Here is a 17,021-nt window from a genome sequence, read left to right on the forward strand (position 1 = left end):
AATTACTTCAGTTTGGGTTCGTAGGGCAGGCGTGAAAAGTTCAGCGACGCCTGGCGATAGTGCATCAGTCGCTGGCGAAACCAGTCACGAAGCGCCGCAGGCTGCTCGTTTTCAACCATTTCAGCCACTACCGGCATGTTGTAGCGCTCTTTGAACGCCACGCCCGCTGCGGCCAGTTCAACATTGACTTTATCTTTCTCTTCCTGAGAAAGCAGGGCGAGGTTTTGACTCATGGTGATCTCCTGAAGACAGGGGGCAAAAATAATGCTTATCCCGCTCTGAATCAAGGGCAAAGGATAGCATCGCTGGCCCTCGACACCTTAAAAGCCACGGCGTATCCTTGCCCACGTTTGCCGCTGATGCGATGGCTAAAAGGATGATCCCATGCAGAAAAGAACCCTCTTAACAGGCGCTGCCGTCTCGCTGCTGCTGTTCAGCCAGTCGGTGCTGGCGCATGCTCACCTGAAATCGTCCCAACCGGCCGATAACGCTGTTATCGCCGCCGCGCCGCAGGCGCTGACCCTCAGCTTTACCGAAGATATAGAACCCGCTTTTAGCGGCGTAACGCTGCTGGATGCCGGTAAAAAAACGATCGCCAGCGAAAAAGCGCAGCTGGATGCGAAGCAGCACAATCGGCTGATCGTTCCGCTGAAGGCGCCGCTGACCGCGGGCGATTACCAGGTTAACTGGCACGTACTGTCGGTTGACGGACATAAAACCCAGGGCAGCTACCGCTTTAGCGTGAAGTAATCAGTGACTTTGCTGTGGATCCTGCTGCGTGCGCTGCATTTTGCCGCCGTGATGCTGCTGGCGGGTAGCGCATTTTACACCGCGCTGTTAGCGCCGGTACGCTATCGTCGCGCGCTGGCGCAGCGTCTCGATGCCATAATGCGCGGGTGCGTCTGGCTGGCGCTGCTCAGCGGACTGCTGATGCTGGCAACCCAGCTGGCGTTGATGAGCGGCGACTGGCGCAATCTGAGCGACGCTCTGATCTGGCGTGCGGTGCTGAGCACGCGCTTTGGTGCGGTCTGGCAGTGGGAGATAGCGCTGGCCGCGGCAACGCTGCTGGCGAGTCTGCTGCGTAACGAACGACGGCAGCAGGCGTGGCTGGTGGGCGCGCTGTTGCAGCTGGGCTGTATGGCGTTGACCGGACATGCGGCGATGCGCGAAGGCGCTGTGGGCGCGCTGCAGCAGGCTAATCATGCGCTGCATCTCATCGGCGCCGCCTTCTGGACGGGCGGCCTGTTGCCGCTGCTTATTCTGATGCGCGAGGCGCGGCAGATCGATCGGCGCAGCGACGCCATTCGCACCATGATGCGCTTTTCGCGTTACGGACATCTGGCGGTCGCCGCGACGCTGCTCACTGGCGTGGTGAATACGCTGCTGATCGTCGGCTGGCCTCGCCAGTGGCATGGCGGCCTTTACAGCGAACTGTTAGTTGTTAAGGTGACGCTGGTGGCCCTTATGGTCGCTATTGCGCTGCTCAACCGTTACGTGCTGGTGCCGCGTTTTCGCCGCGCGGGGAAGGGCGCGCAACATAAATTTATTCGTATGACGCAGCTTGAACTGCTGCTGGCATGCGCAGTGGTTGGCCTGGTCAGCGTCTTCGCCACGCTGTCACCAGCCTGAGTTTGACCCGTTTTGACTGAGTAAAAAGGTAGGCTATTTTGCTGAAGAAAGTGATCCCCGCAATGCTGTTATTATCTCTCTGTGGCCAGGCGCTGGCGGCGGAGATTATTACCGTCAGCCGTTTTGAGGTGGGTAAGGCGGCATGGCCCTTTAGCCGTGAAGAGGTGATGTTAACCTGCGAAAAAGATGGCTCGCTGTTCGCCATTAATCCCAGCACGCTGATGCAGTATCCGCTCAATGATAAAGCCGAAGCCCGCGTGCAGGCAGGCCAGGTGAAGGCGCAGCCCATCTCTGTAATCCAGGCGGAAGACAAGACGCATCCAGGCCAGATGATGAGCCTGCAGCCGATTATCGAGCGTACACAGGCGCTGTGCGATAAATAATCCTGACCGGGGCGCGACGCTCATTCGCGCCTTCTTTCGATGATTCTGCCGCCAGGATCACACTCTGATCCTGCGGATCCCCTCTGCCCGGCTGTTCGCTGGCATTTCCAAAGGCGTGGTCTAATCTTAACTGGCAAGGCGAAATCGCCTGCATTAATGCCAACTTTTAGCGCACGGCTCTACAAGAGCCATTTCCCTGGACCGAATACAGGAATCGTGTTCGGTCTTTTTTTGTGCCATGAATTTAGACGGTGCATCCCGTTATCTGACCCTTCCTGAGGCGTCTTATATCCCGACCAGCCGAGTCTCTTTTCTGAATCAGCGAACACCCCTGTTTTGTGTCGATGCAGCTATCACGTAACTCACCTCTTTTACTTTACCGCGCCAGGCGTAAGCGCGTGGCTTCTTCTGGCGATAATCTGCCTGCTTCAGCAGCAACTAAATCTTGACCCGGGAGACGAATATTACTTTTCTGTCTCAGCCACCTTTCTTTTTATGTTATTCCTTTGACGTTAGTAAAAATATATTAACAGCGCGCCGGTTAAGCTTATTGCCCTGTTTCAGGTAAGTTGCTGAAGATAAAGTTATTACCCTGCGCTTCACTGTAATATGCGCTTTTAAATTATCGCTTCGCTAATAAATAAATGGGTTTTCTGGCGTGAAATAGCCTTGCAGATACAGGCTGGTCGTCTAGTATTAATCATGCAACACGAAATACGGCTGGCGTAACAGATTTATGCCGGTTGCCATTTACTGAATGACAATATGTCCAGGAGGATATTATGGCCGAGCATCGTGGTGGTTCAGGTAATTTTGCAGAGAACCCTGAAAAAGCTTCAGAAGCAGGTAAAAAAGGCGGTCAGCACAGTGGCGGTAATTTCGCTAACGACCGTGAAAAAGCTTCAGAAGCAGGTAAAAAAGGTGGCCAGAATAGCCATAGCGGCGGACGCAAGTCTTAATAAACAGAATATTTTAGAGTCTGTTTAAGCCACCAACCCCGGCATTCTATGTCGGGGTTTTTTTATGCGCTGTAACAGCACATTAGCCGCTCCTTTTAAAAAATCATGCTGAAACGTTTACAGGCAGAGCGACTATTTAAGACTTTTCATCTTGCTGGAGACGGGCGGCAAGGTAAGATCCCTGTTTTACAGGGAGGCCGTTATGAAAAATGTTGTGCTGAGCATGCTCGCTAAAATATCAAAAATCGATGCGGAAACGAAGCAGCTCACCGCGCGCGTCGAAGCGCAATCGCTGCTGATCAGCGCGCTGGTGTTAGCCGTCAGCAGGCAGGGCGGCGTAACCGAGATGATTGATAGCGCAAACAAAGCGATCAATACCGTGATTGAATCGGCCGATTCTGATGAAATGCTGAAGTCAGATGCCGCCATTCTGCTGCATGAATTCCAGGAATTGCTGACCATATCCAGAGCGGTTGATAAAGCAGATAACGAAATCGACCAGGATGGGCTCGTTCATATCAGCGGCGTCTCTCACCTGACTGGCTCTGAACCCCAGGAAAAAGACAAGCTTTAGCCTGCCTCCAGCCCGCCTTGCGGGCTGGCTGATGCGCCTGCTTTAATATTTGGTCTCAGACACCCCTTTTATGCCGCCATCTTCCGACAGGCCGCTGCGCAGCGCTGACAGGCCTGCGCGCAGTGCTGGCAGTGATCGTGCTGATGCTGACCGCACTCGTCCGCGCACTGCTGGCAAACGTCCGCACAGAGCTGACAGAGCGCAACGGCTGATTCGCTCTGCTGCGCAATAAACTGAGCGGCCAGGCGACAAATCGCCGCGCACTGCATATCGAGCTGAATGCAGCCCCGCATCATTTCAATATTTTCTTCACGCAGACAGGACGCCGCGCAATTATCGCAGGCAGCGGCGCAGGCATAACAGGCTTCCAGGCACTGTTTATATTCACTGTTCATATTTCCTCCTTATCATTTCGTGGTGACTGATTAAGCCTAAAAAATATTGGTGATTATGCAAGTCGCAGACAGAGAAGCGATTCTGCCAGCGCTACGCTAAAAAATGGCGTTGATAAAAAATAGTGTGGGTTGACCTTATAAACATTATGCTTATTTGCAGCAGGGCTGCGTCAGCCACCAAATAGCCGATAACTTTTTTTTGACGCTAAGTGTTTAATATTTCTGACGAGGCAGGGGGATCTGCCGCTTATATTTTGTCCGAAAAATTACGGTCGCGCTTTCATTTTTGTGAAACCTCTTCCAGGCTTGTCTGGCTTATTCTTGAAAAAAAGCCAGGAGATAAATATGTTTCACCATTCTTCAAAACTTCAATATCCCGTTCGCGTCGATAAACCGGATCCGGAATTTGCTATGCTGCTGCAACAGGCGATTGGCGGAGTGGAAGGGGAGATTCGTGTGGCGATGCAGTACTTCTTCCAGGCCATGGGCGCCCGTGGCGACGCGCGTATTCGCGATCTGCTGATCTCTACCGCGACTGAAGAGCTGGCGCATATCGAAATGCTGGCGCATGCCGTCGCGCTGAACCTGGAAGGCGCACCGCTCTCCTATCAGGAAGCGTCGGCGAAAGATCCGGTCGTCAACGCGGTACTGGGCGGCATGAACCCGCGTCATATCCTTTCATCGGGTCTGGCGGCGCTGCCGGTCAACGCCAACGGCGTGCCTTTCGATATGAGTCATATCTATGCCTCAGGCAACGTAGCGGCTGATATGCTGGCTAACGTGACGGCCGAAGCGACAGGCCGCGTGCTGGCGACCCGCCTGTACAATCTGACCGAAGATACCGGCATGAAAGATTTCCTCTCTTTCCTGATTGCGCGCGACACCATGCACCAGCAGCAGTGGCTGGCGGTAATCGAAGAGATGGGCGGGCTTAACGCTTCGTTGCCGATTCCTAACAGCTTCCCGCAAAGTGAAGAAGCCAGCGAACACTCTTACTATGTGCTTAATACGTCGCTGGATAAACCGTTGCCGAAAGGTCGCTGGTGCGAAGGTCCTTCGTTTGACGGCAAAGCCCAGTTTACCGCTAAAGAGAAGCCTGAGCTGCTGGGCGATGAGCCGCTGCTGGGTCATGCCCGTCCAGGTTCCGGCGCGCAAAGCGAACAGGAACTTTCCGGTACCGTACCGCCTGCATTAAAACCTTAATCGCAACGTGGCCAGGGAAGGGCGCGCGCCACTGATTGATTTCAGCGCGATATATCCAGTAGCGAACCGTATTACAGATGTGTGCGGTGCGATATTTGGCCTGACAGGGACGTCACCTTATCCAGCCGCCATCCTTTTTGCTTTACGTCCTTTTCTTACGGAAAAATAAAGTATCGCCTTAACCTGCCGCAACGCCCTCCGTACCAGCCTGAATCAGAGTCCAAAAAAATATTTTTTTCGGAATTGAGCAACGCGATGAATTTAACCCCTCAGCGGCGCTTAAATGAAAAACCCCGACGGGCGCCGGGGTTAACTGAAGCACTTATTTTGTATCAAGCACCTGTTGCAGCCAGACCAGCTCATCATCGAAGCCGGACTCGCGTAACAGCTGGAAATAGGATTGCTGAATGTCGGCGGAGACAGACGCCAACAGCATACCCAGCATCCCTTTAGTTTTACAGATTTCTAATGCGGCGTTTTCGAGAGAATCAAGGTTAAAACTTACGTTATCAAGCGTTTCAGCGACCATTCTTATTCTCCTGACGGAGGTAATCAGCCATCCCTCCTTTGCTGTGTGTATCTGCTCCACATTGTGGACGGGCTGAGGTCTCACACTAACGCAGTTTTGTCTGTCAGAAACATCCTGATATCTGAACAGTAATCGTCACGCTCTGGCGCTTTTATGCGCAAAAATTACGAAAAATCTGAGTAGCAGGCAGCGAACATCGCGTCAGCCAGATCAGCCGACAAACAGCAGATGCACGAGACGCGCCAGCGATTCCAGCAGGAGCAGACTGCCGACGAAGATCAGCACTAACACGCTAATAAATTGTTTCCGGCTATTCATCACGCCTCCCTGAAGATGTGACCGGCTATACTTTAACCCGCACTTAATAAACCTCTGGTTAACAAGCGGGATCGAAATGCACTACCAGTATCTCAATGGTGAAAACTGGCAAAACATATGGGTTGTGGGCGACCTTCACGGCTGCCGCAGTCAGCTTGACGCATTGCTGCTGGAGAACGGTTTTGACAAGCAGAGCGACCTGCTGATTTCCGTCGGCGATATCATCGATCGCGGGCCAGACAGTCCCGGCTGTTTAGAGTTGTTAGAACAGCCGTGGTTCCGCTGCGTGCGCGGAAATCATGAAGAGATGGCGATTGAGGCGTTACAGTGTCACGACAGGCTGAACTGGATGATGAACGGCGGAGAGTGGTTCTATAAGCTCAAGGGAGCGAAGCTGATTGCGGCGCGTCATGCGCTCAAACGGCTAACCACTCTGCCGCTGATCCTGCATCTGCAGCTTGCGGATCGCATTGTGATCGTGGCGCACGCGGACTATCCGGCAGCGCGCTACGCCTGGGAGCAGCCGTTAGACTGGCATAAAGTGGTGTGGAACCGCGAACGCATCACCCGGCTGCAGGCGGGCGATGCAGGAAAAGAGGCGGGGGAAATAGGCGGCGCGGATGAGTTCTACTTCGGCCATACGCCGCTACAGCGTCCGCTGGAGTCGGGCAACCTGCGCTATATCGATACCGGCGCGGTGTTCGGCAACCGGCTGACGCTGGTGCAGCTGCAATAAGGCTCAGCGGAACAGGCGACCGTCGCGCACCAGCTCGCGTGGGTAGCTGTTTTTAATGCGGCTGCCGACGCGTTTCGCCAGGCCGAGCGGCTGCTGCTGGTAAGTCACAATCATTTCATCACGCTGCGGCGGCGTTTCCGGGAAGATATCCCGTCCGCGATACCACTCCAGCGCCTCGTCAGCAGACAGTTCAAATGTCCGTTGCGCATCCAGCTGCGCCAGCGCGATGACCGCTTCATGCTGCCAGCGGTAGCCTCGTGCAAAGGTTTCCGCCAGCTTCAGGCCGATACGGGAGAAGCGAACGCTGCCGAGCAGCGGCGTAATTGCCTCTGGAAACAGCCAGATCTCTTTATCGCGCTGCCACAGCGTCAGTTCGTCGCTCCATTGCAGGCCGACCGACGCCGCCGCGTTAGCGACCTCTGCCGCCATCTTTTTATTCACTGGCGTAAAGGGCAGCTTGCCCAGCCTGTAGCCGGGCTGCGGCAGTGGCGCGACCGAGGCGGTTTTACGCAGCCGCGCGACGAAAAAGCCTTCACTGTCGAACAGCTGCGGAAACACGTGCAAAAAGCCTTCCGGCGTTAAAGCCTGCGCGGCATCGGCGAAAAGCGCGTCGAGCGGAACGACCTCAACCGCCTGCGGATAGCGCGCCAGCAGCCAGGCGATCACCTGCTGGTTCTCTATCTGATTGAGCGTGCAGGTGGAATAGACCAGGATACCGCCCGGTTTAAGCGCATGGAAGGCGCTTTCGATCAGATCGCGCTGGGTGGCAGCAATTGCCTCGGTGCTGCTCAGCGACCAATTTTTCAGCGCGTCGGCGTCTTTACGGATCACCCCTTCGCCCGAGCAGGGCGCATCCAGCAGCACGGCGTCAAACTGTTCCGGCAAGGCGGGGCCGAAGACGCGTGCGTCAAAATGGGTGAGGGCGACATTGCTGACGCCGCAGCGGCTGATATTGGCGTGCAGCACCTTGACGCGGCTCGCCGAAAATTCGTTGGCGAGGATGGCGCCGCGGTTGCCCATGCGCGCCGCTATCTGCGTGGTTTTCGAGCCGGGCGCGGCCGCCATATCCATCACCCTCAGCGCATCGGGCGCGGCGTCAAACAGCGCGCTGACCGGCAGCATAGAGCTCGCTTCCTGAATGTAAAACAGCCCGCTCAGATGCTCCGCCACGCTGCCCAGCGGCAGACTCTCATCGTCGCGCTCAATCCAGAAGCCTTCCGCGCACCAGGGCACCGGCGTCAGCCGCCAGCCATAGTCAGCCGTCTGGGTGAGGAAATCCGCTACGCTGATTTTGAGCGTGTTGACGCGGATAGTGCGACGCAGCGGTTGCTGGCTGATGGCGATAAAGCGTTGCAGCTCGGCGTCATCGGGCAGCGCGGCGCGCATCAGGTCAAGAAAGTCAGAGGGGAAAAGATCGGCCACGGGCAGGTTCCAGTTGAAACGTTGAGGTCAAAAACAGGGGCGGCAGTGTAGCACGAAAAGGGTGACGTCGCTCCAGGCCGCTGGTCCGGTAGTCAGACAGCAGGGAACAAAAAACCAGGCGCTCCGCGGCAGGGAAAACGCAGAGCGGTTTTGAACAACGCAGATACGCACCGTAAGGCCAGGGTGCGTATCTGCGTGGGACGAGCTGGCAGCAAGACCATGTTATGCGTCTTTGCGAGCGGGGCTTGAACCCTCGCTCGCACCACAATACCAGATGTTGCCGACCAGCTTACTGTCGCGGATCGGGGATAGCCGTTCCCCAGCTGCGCCAGTTTTTCGGCGCTTCATCCTGCAGCAGGAAGTGCTTGTCTGCGCCCGCCTGCGGCGCCAGCGGCACCGTCGGCGGCGTGGCGAACTGAATGCCGCCGCGAATAAACTGCTGGAAGGTGCCGGTTTTCACTACGCCGCCAATCAGGCCGAAGTCGAGGTTATAGCCCGACGCCAGCCAGAACACGGAGTTGTTGCGCACCAGATGTTGATACTTTTTGCTGATGCGCAGCGCAATCTGCACCCTGTCCGCCATATTGCCCAGCGAAGTGCCGGTTACGGTGCCGACCTCGACGCCGCGGAACAGTACCGGCGTACCGATAGAGAGCGAGCCCGCTTCGGCGGCATCGACATAAATCGTCAGCCCGTTCAGGTAGCGTGAATCGGTAATGGTACTCTCCTGCAGCTCGAAAATACGCGCCGGTCCCCCTTTGCCTGGGTCGACGTTGACGTAGGGCTGCAGGAGCGTCTCCAGATGATTAACGCCAGCCGGCGAGATCTCTGGCGACACTACCGAGAAGTGACTGCCGGTACGCGCAAAGTCCTGTACATACTCTGGATAGAGCACCGCCTTTGCGACTACCTGATTATTATCTTTACTCAGAGAGAGGGACTCCACCTGGCCAATGTTAATGCCCAGATAGCGAATCGGCATCCCTTCCGACAGCTTGCTGGCGTCGTAAGTATGCAGGGTAATCTGGCTGCCGACCGCGCGCGCCGCCGTCTCGGAAGGATAAAGCGTGCGCTTGCTGCCTTTGGCGTTCGCCGCGCCGCTCATATTGTCGAAGCTGATGGCGCCGCGCAGCGCACGGTTAAGCGGCGATGCCTGTACCGTCAGGCCGCTGCCGTTAAGCTGCACGCGCGCGCCGCCTTCCGCCCAGAACACGCTCTCGCTGGTCAACAGCTTGCGATACTCCGGTTTGATATGGACGGCGATATCGAAGGCGCTGGCGCGCGGCGTGACGTCGACGATTTCACCGACCTCATATTTGCGGTACAGCACCACCGAGCCAGCCTGCACGTCCGGCAGGCTGTTGGCGGTCAGCGTCAGGGTAGTGGAAGGACGATCGCCGATAATGCCTTCCTCCGCTTTTTCGGCGTCGGCGAACAGCGGGTAAGCGGATTTAACCGCGCCCTGATTGCCCGGCTCAAGACGAATGCCGCCGTCGACCCATTCGCGCGCGCTGGCGCCCAGCACTTTCATGCCGTCGAGGCCAAACTTCACGTCGAGGCGACTGTTGACGATAAATTTACTGTCGCCGTGCACCAGGTTGCGATAGGCCGGCTCAATCGCCGCAACAAACAGAATGCCTTTCTCATTCAGCTCGCGCGAAATGACCTGGCCGATCTTCATGCCGTGCAGCATGACCGGCTGACCGGCATCGATGCCATAACTTTCCGGCGCGCTGAGTTTCACCGTCAGCACGTCAGGCTTCTGCAGCAGCGACTCGCTGGCGGGCAGCACGGTAAAGTGGCTTTGCGGCTCGCCGTCGCCTGGTACCAGCTCAAGCGTATTGCCGGTCAGCAGGCTGCTGAGATTGGTATCGGTCAGGCTCACCTTCGGGCTGCGCATCTCAATGCGCGTGCCGCTGCGCATCAGATTGACGACGGAGGGATCGAGCGTCAGCTCTCCCGTGACTTTCCCGCCGCTCAGCAGATTCAGTTTTGTCAGGCTGCCGACCTCGAGGCCCTGATAGACCAGCGGCGTCCGGCCCGCTTTCAGGTTATTGCCGTCGGGCAGATCGAGCGTCACAATCACGCCGCGCTGGCTGCGCGCCAGATCGGGATAGAGCCGGTAGTTCTGGTCCGTTTTCGCCTGCGGCGAATCGTCTGGCGAGTCAAAGGCGATGGCGCCGTTGACCAACGCCGCCAGGCTCTCCAGCTCGACCTTCGCGCCGCTGAGGCTGACGTCGGCGCTCAGGCCGGAAACATTCCAGAAGCGGCTGTTGGTTTTAACCAGATTCTTAAAGCGGCGTTCGATTAGCACATCAATGGAGACGCCGTCCGTTTTGCTGTTGATGCTGTAGTCATAGACGCGGCCGACCGGGATTTTGCGGTAGTAAACCAGCGAGCCGGAATTGAGCGCGCCGAGATCGGGCGCGTGCAGATGGATCAGCAGCTCGCCAGTATTAACGCGGTACTTGGGCTGGGTATCCTGCGCAATAAAGTTATCGCGCGGTTTGCCGCTGCCCGGCATCATGCCGATATAGTTGCCCCCCACCAGCGCATCGAGTCCCGATACGCCCGCCAGCGAGGCTTTCGGCGTCACCAGCCAGAACTGGGTGTTCTCGCGCAGCGCCTCTTTCATATCGCTTTTGATGCTCGCCTTGATCTGGATAGTGCGGTAGTCATCGCTCAGATTGATGCCCTGCACGGTGCCGACCTCCACGCCCTGATAGCGGATCGGCGTGCGGCCCGGCACGATGCCGTCCGCCGACTGGAAGTTAATGGTGATCACCGTGCCGCGCTCTTCGTAGTTAGTCCAGAGCAGCCAGCCGGCGATCAGCATCGCTACAATCGGCAGGAGCCAGAATGGAGAAACCTTACGTTTGCTGCGCAGCGTCGCGTTAGTCGGTGTAGTCGGCGTTTCCTGTTGCATGTGCATCCCAAAGCAGGCGGCTGTCGAGCCACTCAACGGCCATAATGGTCAGGATCACCGCCGAGCCGAAATAAAACGCGGCGGGTCCCATGGTAAAAGCCAGCAGCTGATCGCGATTGACCAGCGACATGGTTAATGAAATCACAAAGAGATCCAGCATTGACCAGCGGCCAACCCAGGTAACCACCCGCAGCAGGCGAATACGGGTTTTTAGACCCTGCTCGCAGCGGAAGTGAATACTTAACAGCAGCGTCAGCATGACCAGCACCTTAGTAAAGGGCACCAGAATACTGGCGATAAACACCACCGCCGCCACCGGAATATTGCCGGACGCCAGGCCAAGAATGCCGGAAAAAATCGTATCTTCGCGTCGCGAACCATTAAGGTAGACCACAGAGATAGGCAGCAGGTTAGCGGGAATAAGCAGTACAACAGAGGCGATAAGCGCCGCCCAGGATTTTTGCAGGCTGTGGCGACGCCGGAAGTCAAGGGGCGTATGGCAGCGCGGGCAGCGGCCGCGCGCGTCCGGCTCGCCGGTATTGTGGCAATTAAGGCACACCTGCAGTTTGTCGCGGGCAAAACCATACTGCTTCTGTGGATAAAAATGTTCCCAGAGCTGCTCGACGTTAAGGTGGATCAAGGTCAGCAGGCTCAGCGCCGTTAACGTCAGATAGGCGGCCAGCCCGTAGCCGACCTCCAGCGAGGCGTAATCCTGCACCTTGATCGACGCCACCGCAATGCCCACCAGATAGATGTCGAGCATTACCCACTCTTTGACCTTTTCCAGCATCAGCAATACCGGCCGCAGATTCATCCCCAGCCGGTGGCCGATGCTGAGATAGCCGATACCGACGACGAGCGCGGCTGGCGCGCCGATAGTGCAGAACGCCACCATCGAAGCAGTAAGCACATTGCCCTGTTCCGCCATCTGGATCACGCCGCCCAGCAGGCTGGCGTTAATGCGCATGCCGAGCAGGCGAATATCCACCAGCGGCAGGGTAAAGGCGAAAGGCATCAGCACCAGGATCATCGCGGCCATGACGGTCAGCCGCGTCATCGACCAGTCACGCCCGCTGATAATTTGCGCATGGCAGCGTGGACAATAGGCAGACTGATGCGATTTCACATCCGGTAAGGAAAAAAGGGTATCGCATTGCGGACAACGCTGATAACGTGCGTGGGGCAATGGCTGGCTGATAGCGTGAATTTTCATAGGGTGATGCAGGTTTCGCCCGGATATTTGTCGCTGTGACCGGATGCGGTCGTGGGGCAAAAAAACGTTTTCACGTTTCAGGCACGCCCGCAAAGGGCCCACGTTTCGATCCACAAAAATCTAAGGTTATAGCAACTAACGCGATGATTCACCTTGTGGCGGTGGATATTTAGTGCTTATTTTAACGGGCGGTTAATAAAAGCCGCTCTGTTGTTAATGTTAATGGTTAAACAATGAACAAAACTGCCTTTTACGCTGATTTGAATCGCGATATGCGCGCTTTGCTCGCGGGCGAGACCTCGTTTCTCGCCGCGCTGGGCAATTTCAGCGCGCTGCTGTATGAACGCCTCGACGGCGTTAACTGGGCGGGCTTCTACCTGCTGACTGAGGCCGATACGCTGGTGCTGGGCCCCTTTCAGGGCAAAATCGCCTGCGTGCGCATTCCGGTAGGCAAGGGGGTGTGTGGTACGGCAATAGCGCAGGATAAAGTGCAGCGCGTCGACGACGTGCACGCTTTTCCCGGCCATATCGCCTGCGATGCCGCCAGCAATGCCGAGATCGTGATTCCTCTGAAAGTAAACGGCACGCTGGTGGGCGTTCTGGATATCGACAGCACGGTGTTCAATCGCTTTGACAGCGAGGATGAAACAGGGCTGGTTGCACTGACTGATGGGCTTTGCGACGTGCTCGCGCACAGCGAGATCGAAAAATTTTTGCAGCTGACGCGCAGCTAATCGACTGGATCGCATGGCATTTGGCAATGTTGTCATTATAATGTCGCCTGTTCATGCCTGCTCTGGTCGGCAAATCCGTTGTAATCAGGAAATTTCATGGAAAATCAACCTAAGTTGAATAGCAGTAAAGAAGTGATCGCCTTTCTGGCGGAACGTTTTCCAAACTGCTTTAGCGCTGAAGGTGAAGCGCGTCCGCTCAAAATCGGCATCTTTCAGGATCTGGTAGAGCGCGTTCAGGGCGAAATGAGTCTGAGCAAGACCCAGCTGCGTTCAGCGCTGCGTCTCTATACTTCCAGCTGGCGTTACCTTTACGGCATCAAAGCTGGCGCAACGCGCGTCGACCTCGACGGCAACGCCTGCGGCGTGCTGGACGAGCAGCACGTGCAGCATGCGCGTCAGCAGCTGGAAGAGGCGAAAGCGCGCGTTCAGGCGCAGCGCGAGCAGCAGAAGGCCGCGAAACGCGAAGCCGCAGGCGAAGAGGGCGCTGAACCGCGTCGTCCGCGTCGGCCCGCCGCACGTAAGCCAGCTGACGGCGATGCGCCGCGCAAAGCGCGTCCTCAGTCGCCGCGTCCAGCCGCTCAGGATCGCAAACCGGCTCCGCGCCCGGCGGCGCAGGCTAAACCCATCACCGATACCTCAACTTTGCAACCAGGCCAGAATATCAAAGTCAAAGCAGGCAAAAGTGCGATGGACGCTACCGTTCTTGAAGTGTCAAAAGACGGCGTTCGGGTACAGCTCGCTTCCGGCATGGCAATGATTGTGCGCGCAGAACACTTGCAGTTCTGAAACGGAGGCTGACCCCGGCATGAACACCCTGTTAAAAATCGGTATGATTGTGGGCCTGCTACTGGCAGGCCCTTCATTTGGCGCAGAGAATATTACCCGCGCCGATCAGATCCCTCAGCTTCATGAAGATCCGCAGGACCCCACCGTCAGCGAACGCGTGACCTCCCGCTTTACCCGCTCTCACTATCGCCAGTTCGATCTTGATCAGGCCTTTTCGGCGAAGATTTTCGATCGCTATCTGAATATGCTCGACTACAACCACAACGTGTTGCTGGCATCAGATGTGGCGCAGTTTGCCGACAAAAAAACCACGCTCGGCGACGAGCTGCGCAGCGGCAAGCTGGACGTGTTTTACGATCTCTACAATCTGGCGCAGAAACGCCGTTTCGAGCGCTATCAGTACGCGCTTGACGTGCTGAACCGTCCGATGAATTTTACCGGCAACGACACCATCGATATCGATCGCGCCAAAGCGCCCTGGCCGAAAGATCAGGCCGAGCTGAACGCGTTATGGGACGCCAAGGTCAAATATGACCAGCTCAGCCTGAAGCTGACCGGTAAAGATGACAAAGAAATTCGCGATGTGCTGACCAAGCGCTACAACTTTGCTATTCGCCGCCTGGCGCAGAGCAACAGCGAAGATGTCTTCCAGCTGGCGATGAACGCGTTTGCGCATGAAATCGATCCGCACACCAGCTATCTGTCGCCGCGCAACACCGAACAGTTCAACACCGAAATGAGTCTGTCGCTGGAAGGCATCGGCGCGGTGCTGCAAATGGATGATGACTACACGGTGATCAACTCTATGGTCGCGGGCGGACCGGCGGCGAAGAGCAAATCGATCAGCGTCGGCGACCGCATTGTCGGCGTCGGTCAGCCAGGCAAGCCGATGGAAGATGTAATCGGCTGGCGTCTTGATGACGTGGTAGCCAAAATCAAGGGGCCGAAAGGCAGCAAAGTGCGTCTTGAGATCCTGCCTGCGGGCAAGGGCACCAAAACCCGCACTGTCTCCCTGACGCGTGAGAAGATCCGCCTTGAAGACCGCGCGGTGAAAATGAGCGTGCATAACGTCGGCAAACAGAAAGTCGGCGTACTGGATATTCCTGGCTTCTATGTCGGTCTGACCGATGATGTGAAAGTTCAGCTGCAAAAGCTGCAGAAGCAGAACGTCGACAGCGTTGTGATCGATCTGCGGACTAACGGCGGCGGCGCGCTGACCGAAGCGGTATCGCTTTCCGGTCTGTTTATCCCGAGCGGTCCGGTGGTGCAGGTGCGCGACAATAACGGTCGCGTCCGCGAGGACAGCGACAACGACGGCGTCGTCTACTACAAAGGCCCGCTGGTGGTGCTGGTAGACCGCTTCAGCGCCTCGGCATCCGAAATCTTCGCTGCGGCGATGCAGGACTATGGCCGTGCGCTGATCGTTGGCGAGCCGACGTTTGGTAAAGGCACCGTGCAGCAGTATCGATCGCTGAACCGCATTTACGATCAGATGCTGCGTCCTGAATGGCCTGCGCTGGGTTCCGTTTCCTACACTATCCAGAAGTTTTACCGTATCAACGGCGGCAGCACGCAGCGTAAAGGCGTGACGCCGGACCTGCTGATGCCGACCGGCGTGGAAGCGGCGGAAACGGGCGAGAAGTTCGAAGACAACGCGCTGCCCTGGGACAGCATCAATGCCGCGACGTATACCAAAACCGGCGACGTCAAGCCGCTGGTCGCGCAACTGACCAAACAGCACGAAGCGCGTATCGCCCAGGATCGCGAGTTCCAGTACATCATGAAAGATATCGCTCGCTTTGATGCGATGAAGGACAAGCGCAATATCGTGTCGCTTAATCTCGCCCAGCGCGAGAAAGAGAACCACGAAGAAGATGCGCTGCGTCTGGAGCGGATTAACGCGCGCTATCAGGCGGAAGGCAAAAAGCCGCTGAAGAGCCTGGACGATCTGCCGAAGGATTATAAAGAGCCCGATCCTTACCTCGACGAGACGGTGAAAATCGCCAACGACCTGGCGCAGCTGGATAAATCACAGCCTGCTGCGTCCACTCCCGCCGCGCAGTAAGCGCAAGGGATTGAAAAGCACCGCGCCGCGGTGCTTTTTTTTTGCCCAGAGGATCGGGAACGGTTGCCGAAACCAGCCGCGCGGCGAAAGCGTGACTAAATGTAAAGTTATGTCTTTTTAGGCACTTAAAGGTTAAGGTCGCTTGAAATGCGGCGCGATGACCCTAGGATAAGGATCCGCGCAGTCAGCGCATGAACAACTGAGGAAAATTAACTTTTATGATGCGTATTGCTCTTTTCCTGGTGACCAACTTAGCTGTGATGTTGGTCTTTGGGCTGATCCTCAGCCTGACAGGGATCCAGTCAAGCAGTGTTCAGGGCCTGATGATTATGGCAGGCCTGTTTGGCTTTGGCGGTGCGTTTGTTTCACTGCTGATGTCGAAGTGGATGGCGTTGCGTTCGGTCGGCGGTGAAGTAATTGAACAACCCCGGAATGAAACGGAACGCTGGCTGATGCAGACCGTTGGCCGTCAGGCGCAGCAGGCAGGTATCGCCATGCCGCAGGTCGCTGTGTACCATGCGCCCGATATCAACGCGTTCGCCACCGGTGCGCGTCGCGATGCGTCGCTGGTCGCCGTTTCCACCGGCCTGTTGCAGAACATGAGCCGTGACGAAGCGGAGGCGGTGCTGGCGCATGAGATCGCGCATATCGCTAACGGCGACATGGTGACCATGACGCTGATCCAGGGCATCGTGAACACCTTCGTGATCTTTATTTCGCGTATTATCGCGCAGGTGGCGTCGGGCTTTCTGTCCGGCAACCGTGACGGCGAAGAGGGCGGCAACGGCAACCCGCTGGTCTACTTCGCGGTGGCAACGGTGCTGGAGCTGGTGTTCGGTATTCTGGCCAGCATCATCACCATGTGGTTCTCACGTCACCGTGAGTTCCACGCCGACGCCGGTTCAGCGAAGCTGGTGGGCCGCGAGAAGATGATCGCCGCGCTGCAGCGTCTGAAAACCAGCTACGAACCGCAGGAGCCGAGCAGCATGATGGCGTTTTGCATCAACGGCAAAAACAAATCCCTGAGCGAGCTGTTTATGTCACACCCGCCGCTGGATAAGCGTATCGAAGCGTTACGCAGCGGCCAGTATCTGAAGTAATCGCAGAGCCGAAGAAAAAGGCGACTCCCTGGAGTCGCCTTTTTTATTG

General features: G+C 56.7%; 17 protein-coding genes. 11 read left to right on the forward strand and 6 right to left on the reverse strand.

Annotated elements, in window-relative coordinates:
- Nucleotides 1-2: 2 nt before the first annotated feature.
- The gene (locus EKL29_RS17845) at nt 3-233 is read right to left on the reverse strand and encodes a DNA polymerase III subunit theta (RefSeq protein ID WP_120453863.1); all 231 of its coding nucleotides are present in this window, start codon (nt 231-233) and stop codon (nt 3-5) included.
- Nucleotides 234-384: 151 nt separating this feature from the next.
- On the opposite strand from EKL29_RS17845, the gene copC reads away from it, so the two are divergent.
- The 5 genes from copC (at nt 385) to iraP (ending at nt 3,545) form a co-directional block, all read left to right on the forward strand.
- Complete coding sequence (copC, locus tag EKL29_RS17850; RefSeq protein ID WP_126690352.1) at nt 385-750, forward strand: copper homeostasis periplasmic binding protein CopC; 366 nt, start codon at nt 385-387, stop codon at nt 748-750.
- Between the two features lie 3 nt (nt 751-753).
- Nucleotides 754-1,629, forward strand: a complete 876-nt coding sequence (gene copD / locus EKL29_RS17855; protein ID WP_148104576.1) for a copper homeostasis membrane protein CopD — start codon at nt 754-756, stop codon at nt 1,627-1,629.
- Nucleotides 1,630-1,664: 35 nt separating this feature from the next.
- A complete protein-coding gene (locus tag EKL29_RS17860) occupies nt 1,665-2,012 on the forward strand; it encodes a YebY family protein (RefSeq protein ID WP_126690353.1) in 348 nt (115 codons plus the stop codon).
- A gap of 782 nt (nt 2,013-2,794) precedes the next feature.
- Entirely contained in the window at nt 2,795-2,971 is a 177-nt protein-coding gene (locus tag EKL29_RS17865; RefSeq protein ID WP_120453869.1) for a general stress protein, read from the forward strand.
- A gap of 202 nt (nt 2,972-3,173) precedes the next feature.
- Nucleotides 3,174-3,545 carry an anti-adapter protein IraP gene (gene iraP, locus EKL29_RS17870; protein WP_126690368.1) on the forward strand — a complete coding sequence of 124 codons (372 nt, stop codon included), beginning with the start codon at nt 3,174-3,176 and terminating at the stop codon, nt 3,543-3,545.
- A gap of 68 nt (nt 3,546-3,613) precedes the next feature.
- Here the strand turns inward: iraP and EKL29_RS17875 are convergent, their stop codons facing one another.
- Entirely contained in the window at nt 3,614-3,940 is a 327-nt protein-coding gene (locus EKL29_RS17875; protein WP_120453873.1) for a four-helix bundle copper-binding protein, read from the reverse strand.
- A gap of 345 nt (nt 3,941-4,285) precedes the next feature.
- Here EKL29_RS17875 and EKL29_RS17880 point away from each other — a divergent pair, with 345 nt between their 5' ends.
- On the forward strand, nt 4,286-5,143 hold the full coding sequence (locus EKL29_RS17880; protein WP_120453875.1) for a manganese catalase family protein: 858 nt from the start codon (nt 4,286-4,288) through the stop codon (nt 5,141-5,143).
- 322 nt (nt 5,144-5,465) lie between these two features.
- Here the strand turns inward: EKL29_RS17880 and EKL29_RS17885 are convergent, their stop codons facing one another.
- A complete protein-coding gene (locus tag EKL29_RS17885) occupies nt 5,466-5,672 on the reverse strand; it encodes a hypothetical protein (RefSeq protein ID WP_120453877.1) in 207 nt (68 codons plus the stop codon).
- Nucleotides 5,673-6,066: 394 nt separating this feature from the next.
- On the opposite strand from EKL29_RS17885, the gene EKL29_RS17890 reads away from it, so the two are divergent.
- Complete coding sequence (locus EKL29_RS17890; protein WP_120453879.1) at nt 6,067-6,726, forward strand: metallophosphoesterase; 660 nt, start codon at nt 6,067-6,069, stop codon at nt 6,724-6,726.
- Between the two features lie 3 nt (nt 6,727-6,729).
- Here the strand turns inward: EKL29_RS17890 and rsmF are convergent, their stop codons facing one another.
- The 3 genes from rsmF to yebS form a co-directional block, all read right to left on the reverse strand.
- Nucleotides 6,730-8,154 carry a 16S rRNA (cytosine(1407)-C(5))-methyltransferase RsmF gene (gene rsmF, locus EKL29_RS17895; RefSeq protein WP_120453881.1) on the reverse strand — a complete coding sequence of 475 codons (1,425 nt, stop codon included), beginning with the start codon at nt 8,152-8,154 and terminating at the stop codon, nt 6,730-6,732.
- 283 nt (nt 8,155-8,437) lie between these two features.
- Nucleotides 8,438-11,074 (reverse strand): PqiB family protein, encoded by a 2,637-nt coding sequence (locus EKL29_RS17900; protein ID WP_120453883.1) that lies wholly within the window; start codon nt 11,072-11,074, stop codon nt 8,438-8,440.
- The gene (gene yebS / locus EKL29_RS17905) at nt 11,043-12,287 is read right to left on the reverse strand and encodes a membrane integrity lipid transport subunit YebS (RefSeq protein ID WP_126690354.1); all 1,245 of its coding nucleotides are present in this window, start codon (nt 12,285-12,287) and stop codon (nt 11,043-11,045) included. The genes EKL29_RS17900 and yebS overlap by 32 nt, the downstream gene beginning before the upstream one ends.
- Before the next feature lie 233 nt (nt 12,288-12,520).
- On the opposite strand from yebS, the gene EKL29_RS17910 reads away from it, so the two are divergent.
- From EKL29_RS17910 to htpX, 4 genes are all read left to right on the forward strand, one after another.
- A complete protein-coding gene (locus EKL29_RS17910; protein ID WP_120453888.1) occupies nt 12,521-13,021 on the forward strand; it encodes a GAF domain-containing protein in 501 nt (166 codons plus the stop codon).
- A gap of 96 nt (nt 13,022-13,117) precedes the next feature.
- Nucleotides 13,118-13,807, forward strand: coding sequence for an RNA chaperone ProQ (gene proQ / locus EKL29_RS17915; RefSeq protein ID WP_120453890.1), 690 nt, complete (start codon nt 13,118-13,120; stop codon nt 13,805-13,807).
- Between the two features lie 19 nt (nt 13,808-13,826).
- Nucleotides 13,827-15,872 carry a carboxy terminal-processing peptidase gene (gene prc, locus EKL29_RS17920; protein ID WP_120453892.1) on the forward strand — a complete coding sequence of 682 codons (2,046 nt, stop codon included), beginning with the start codon at nt 13,827-13,829 and terminating at the stop codon, nt 15,870-15,872.
- Nucleotides 15,873-16,090: 218 nt separating this feature from the next.
- Entirely contained in the window at nt 16,091-16,972 is an 882-nt protein-coding gene (gene htpX, locus EKL29_RS17925; protein ID WP_120453895.1) for a protease HtpX, read from the forward strand.
- Nucleotides 16,973-17,021: the final 49 nt, after the last annotated feature.

This window comes from Pantoea sp. YU22, assembly GCF_003970755.1.
Taxonomy (GTDB): Bacteria; Pseudomonadota; Gammaproteobacteria; order Enterobacterales; family Enterobacteriaceae; genus Pantoea; species Pantoea piersonii.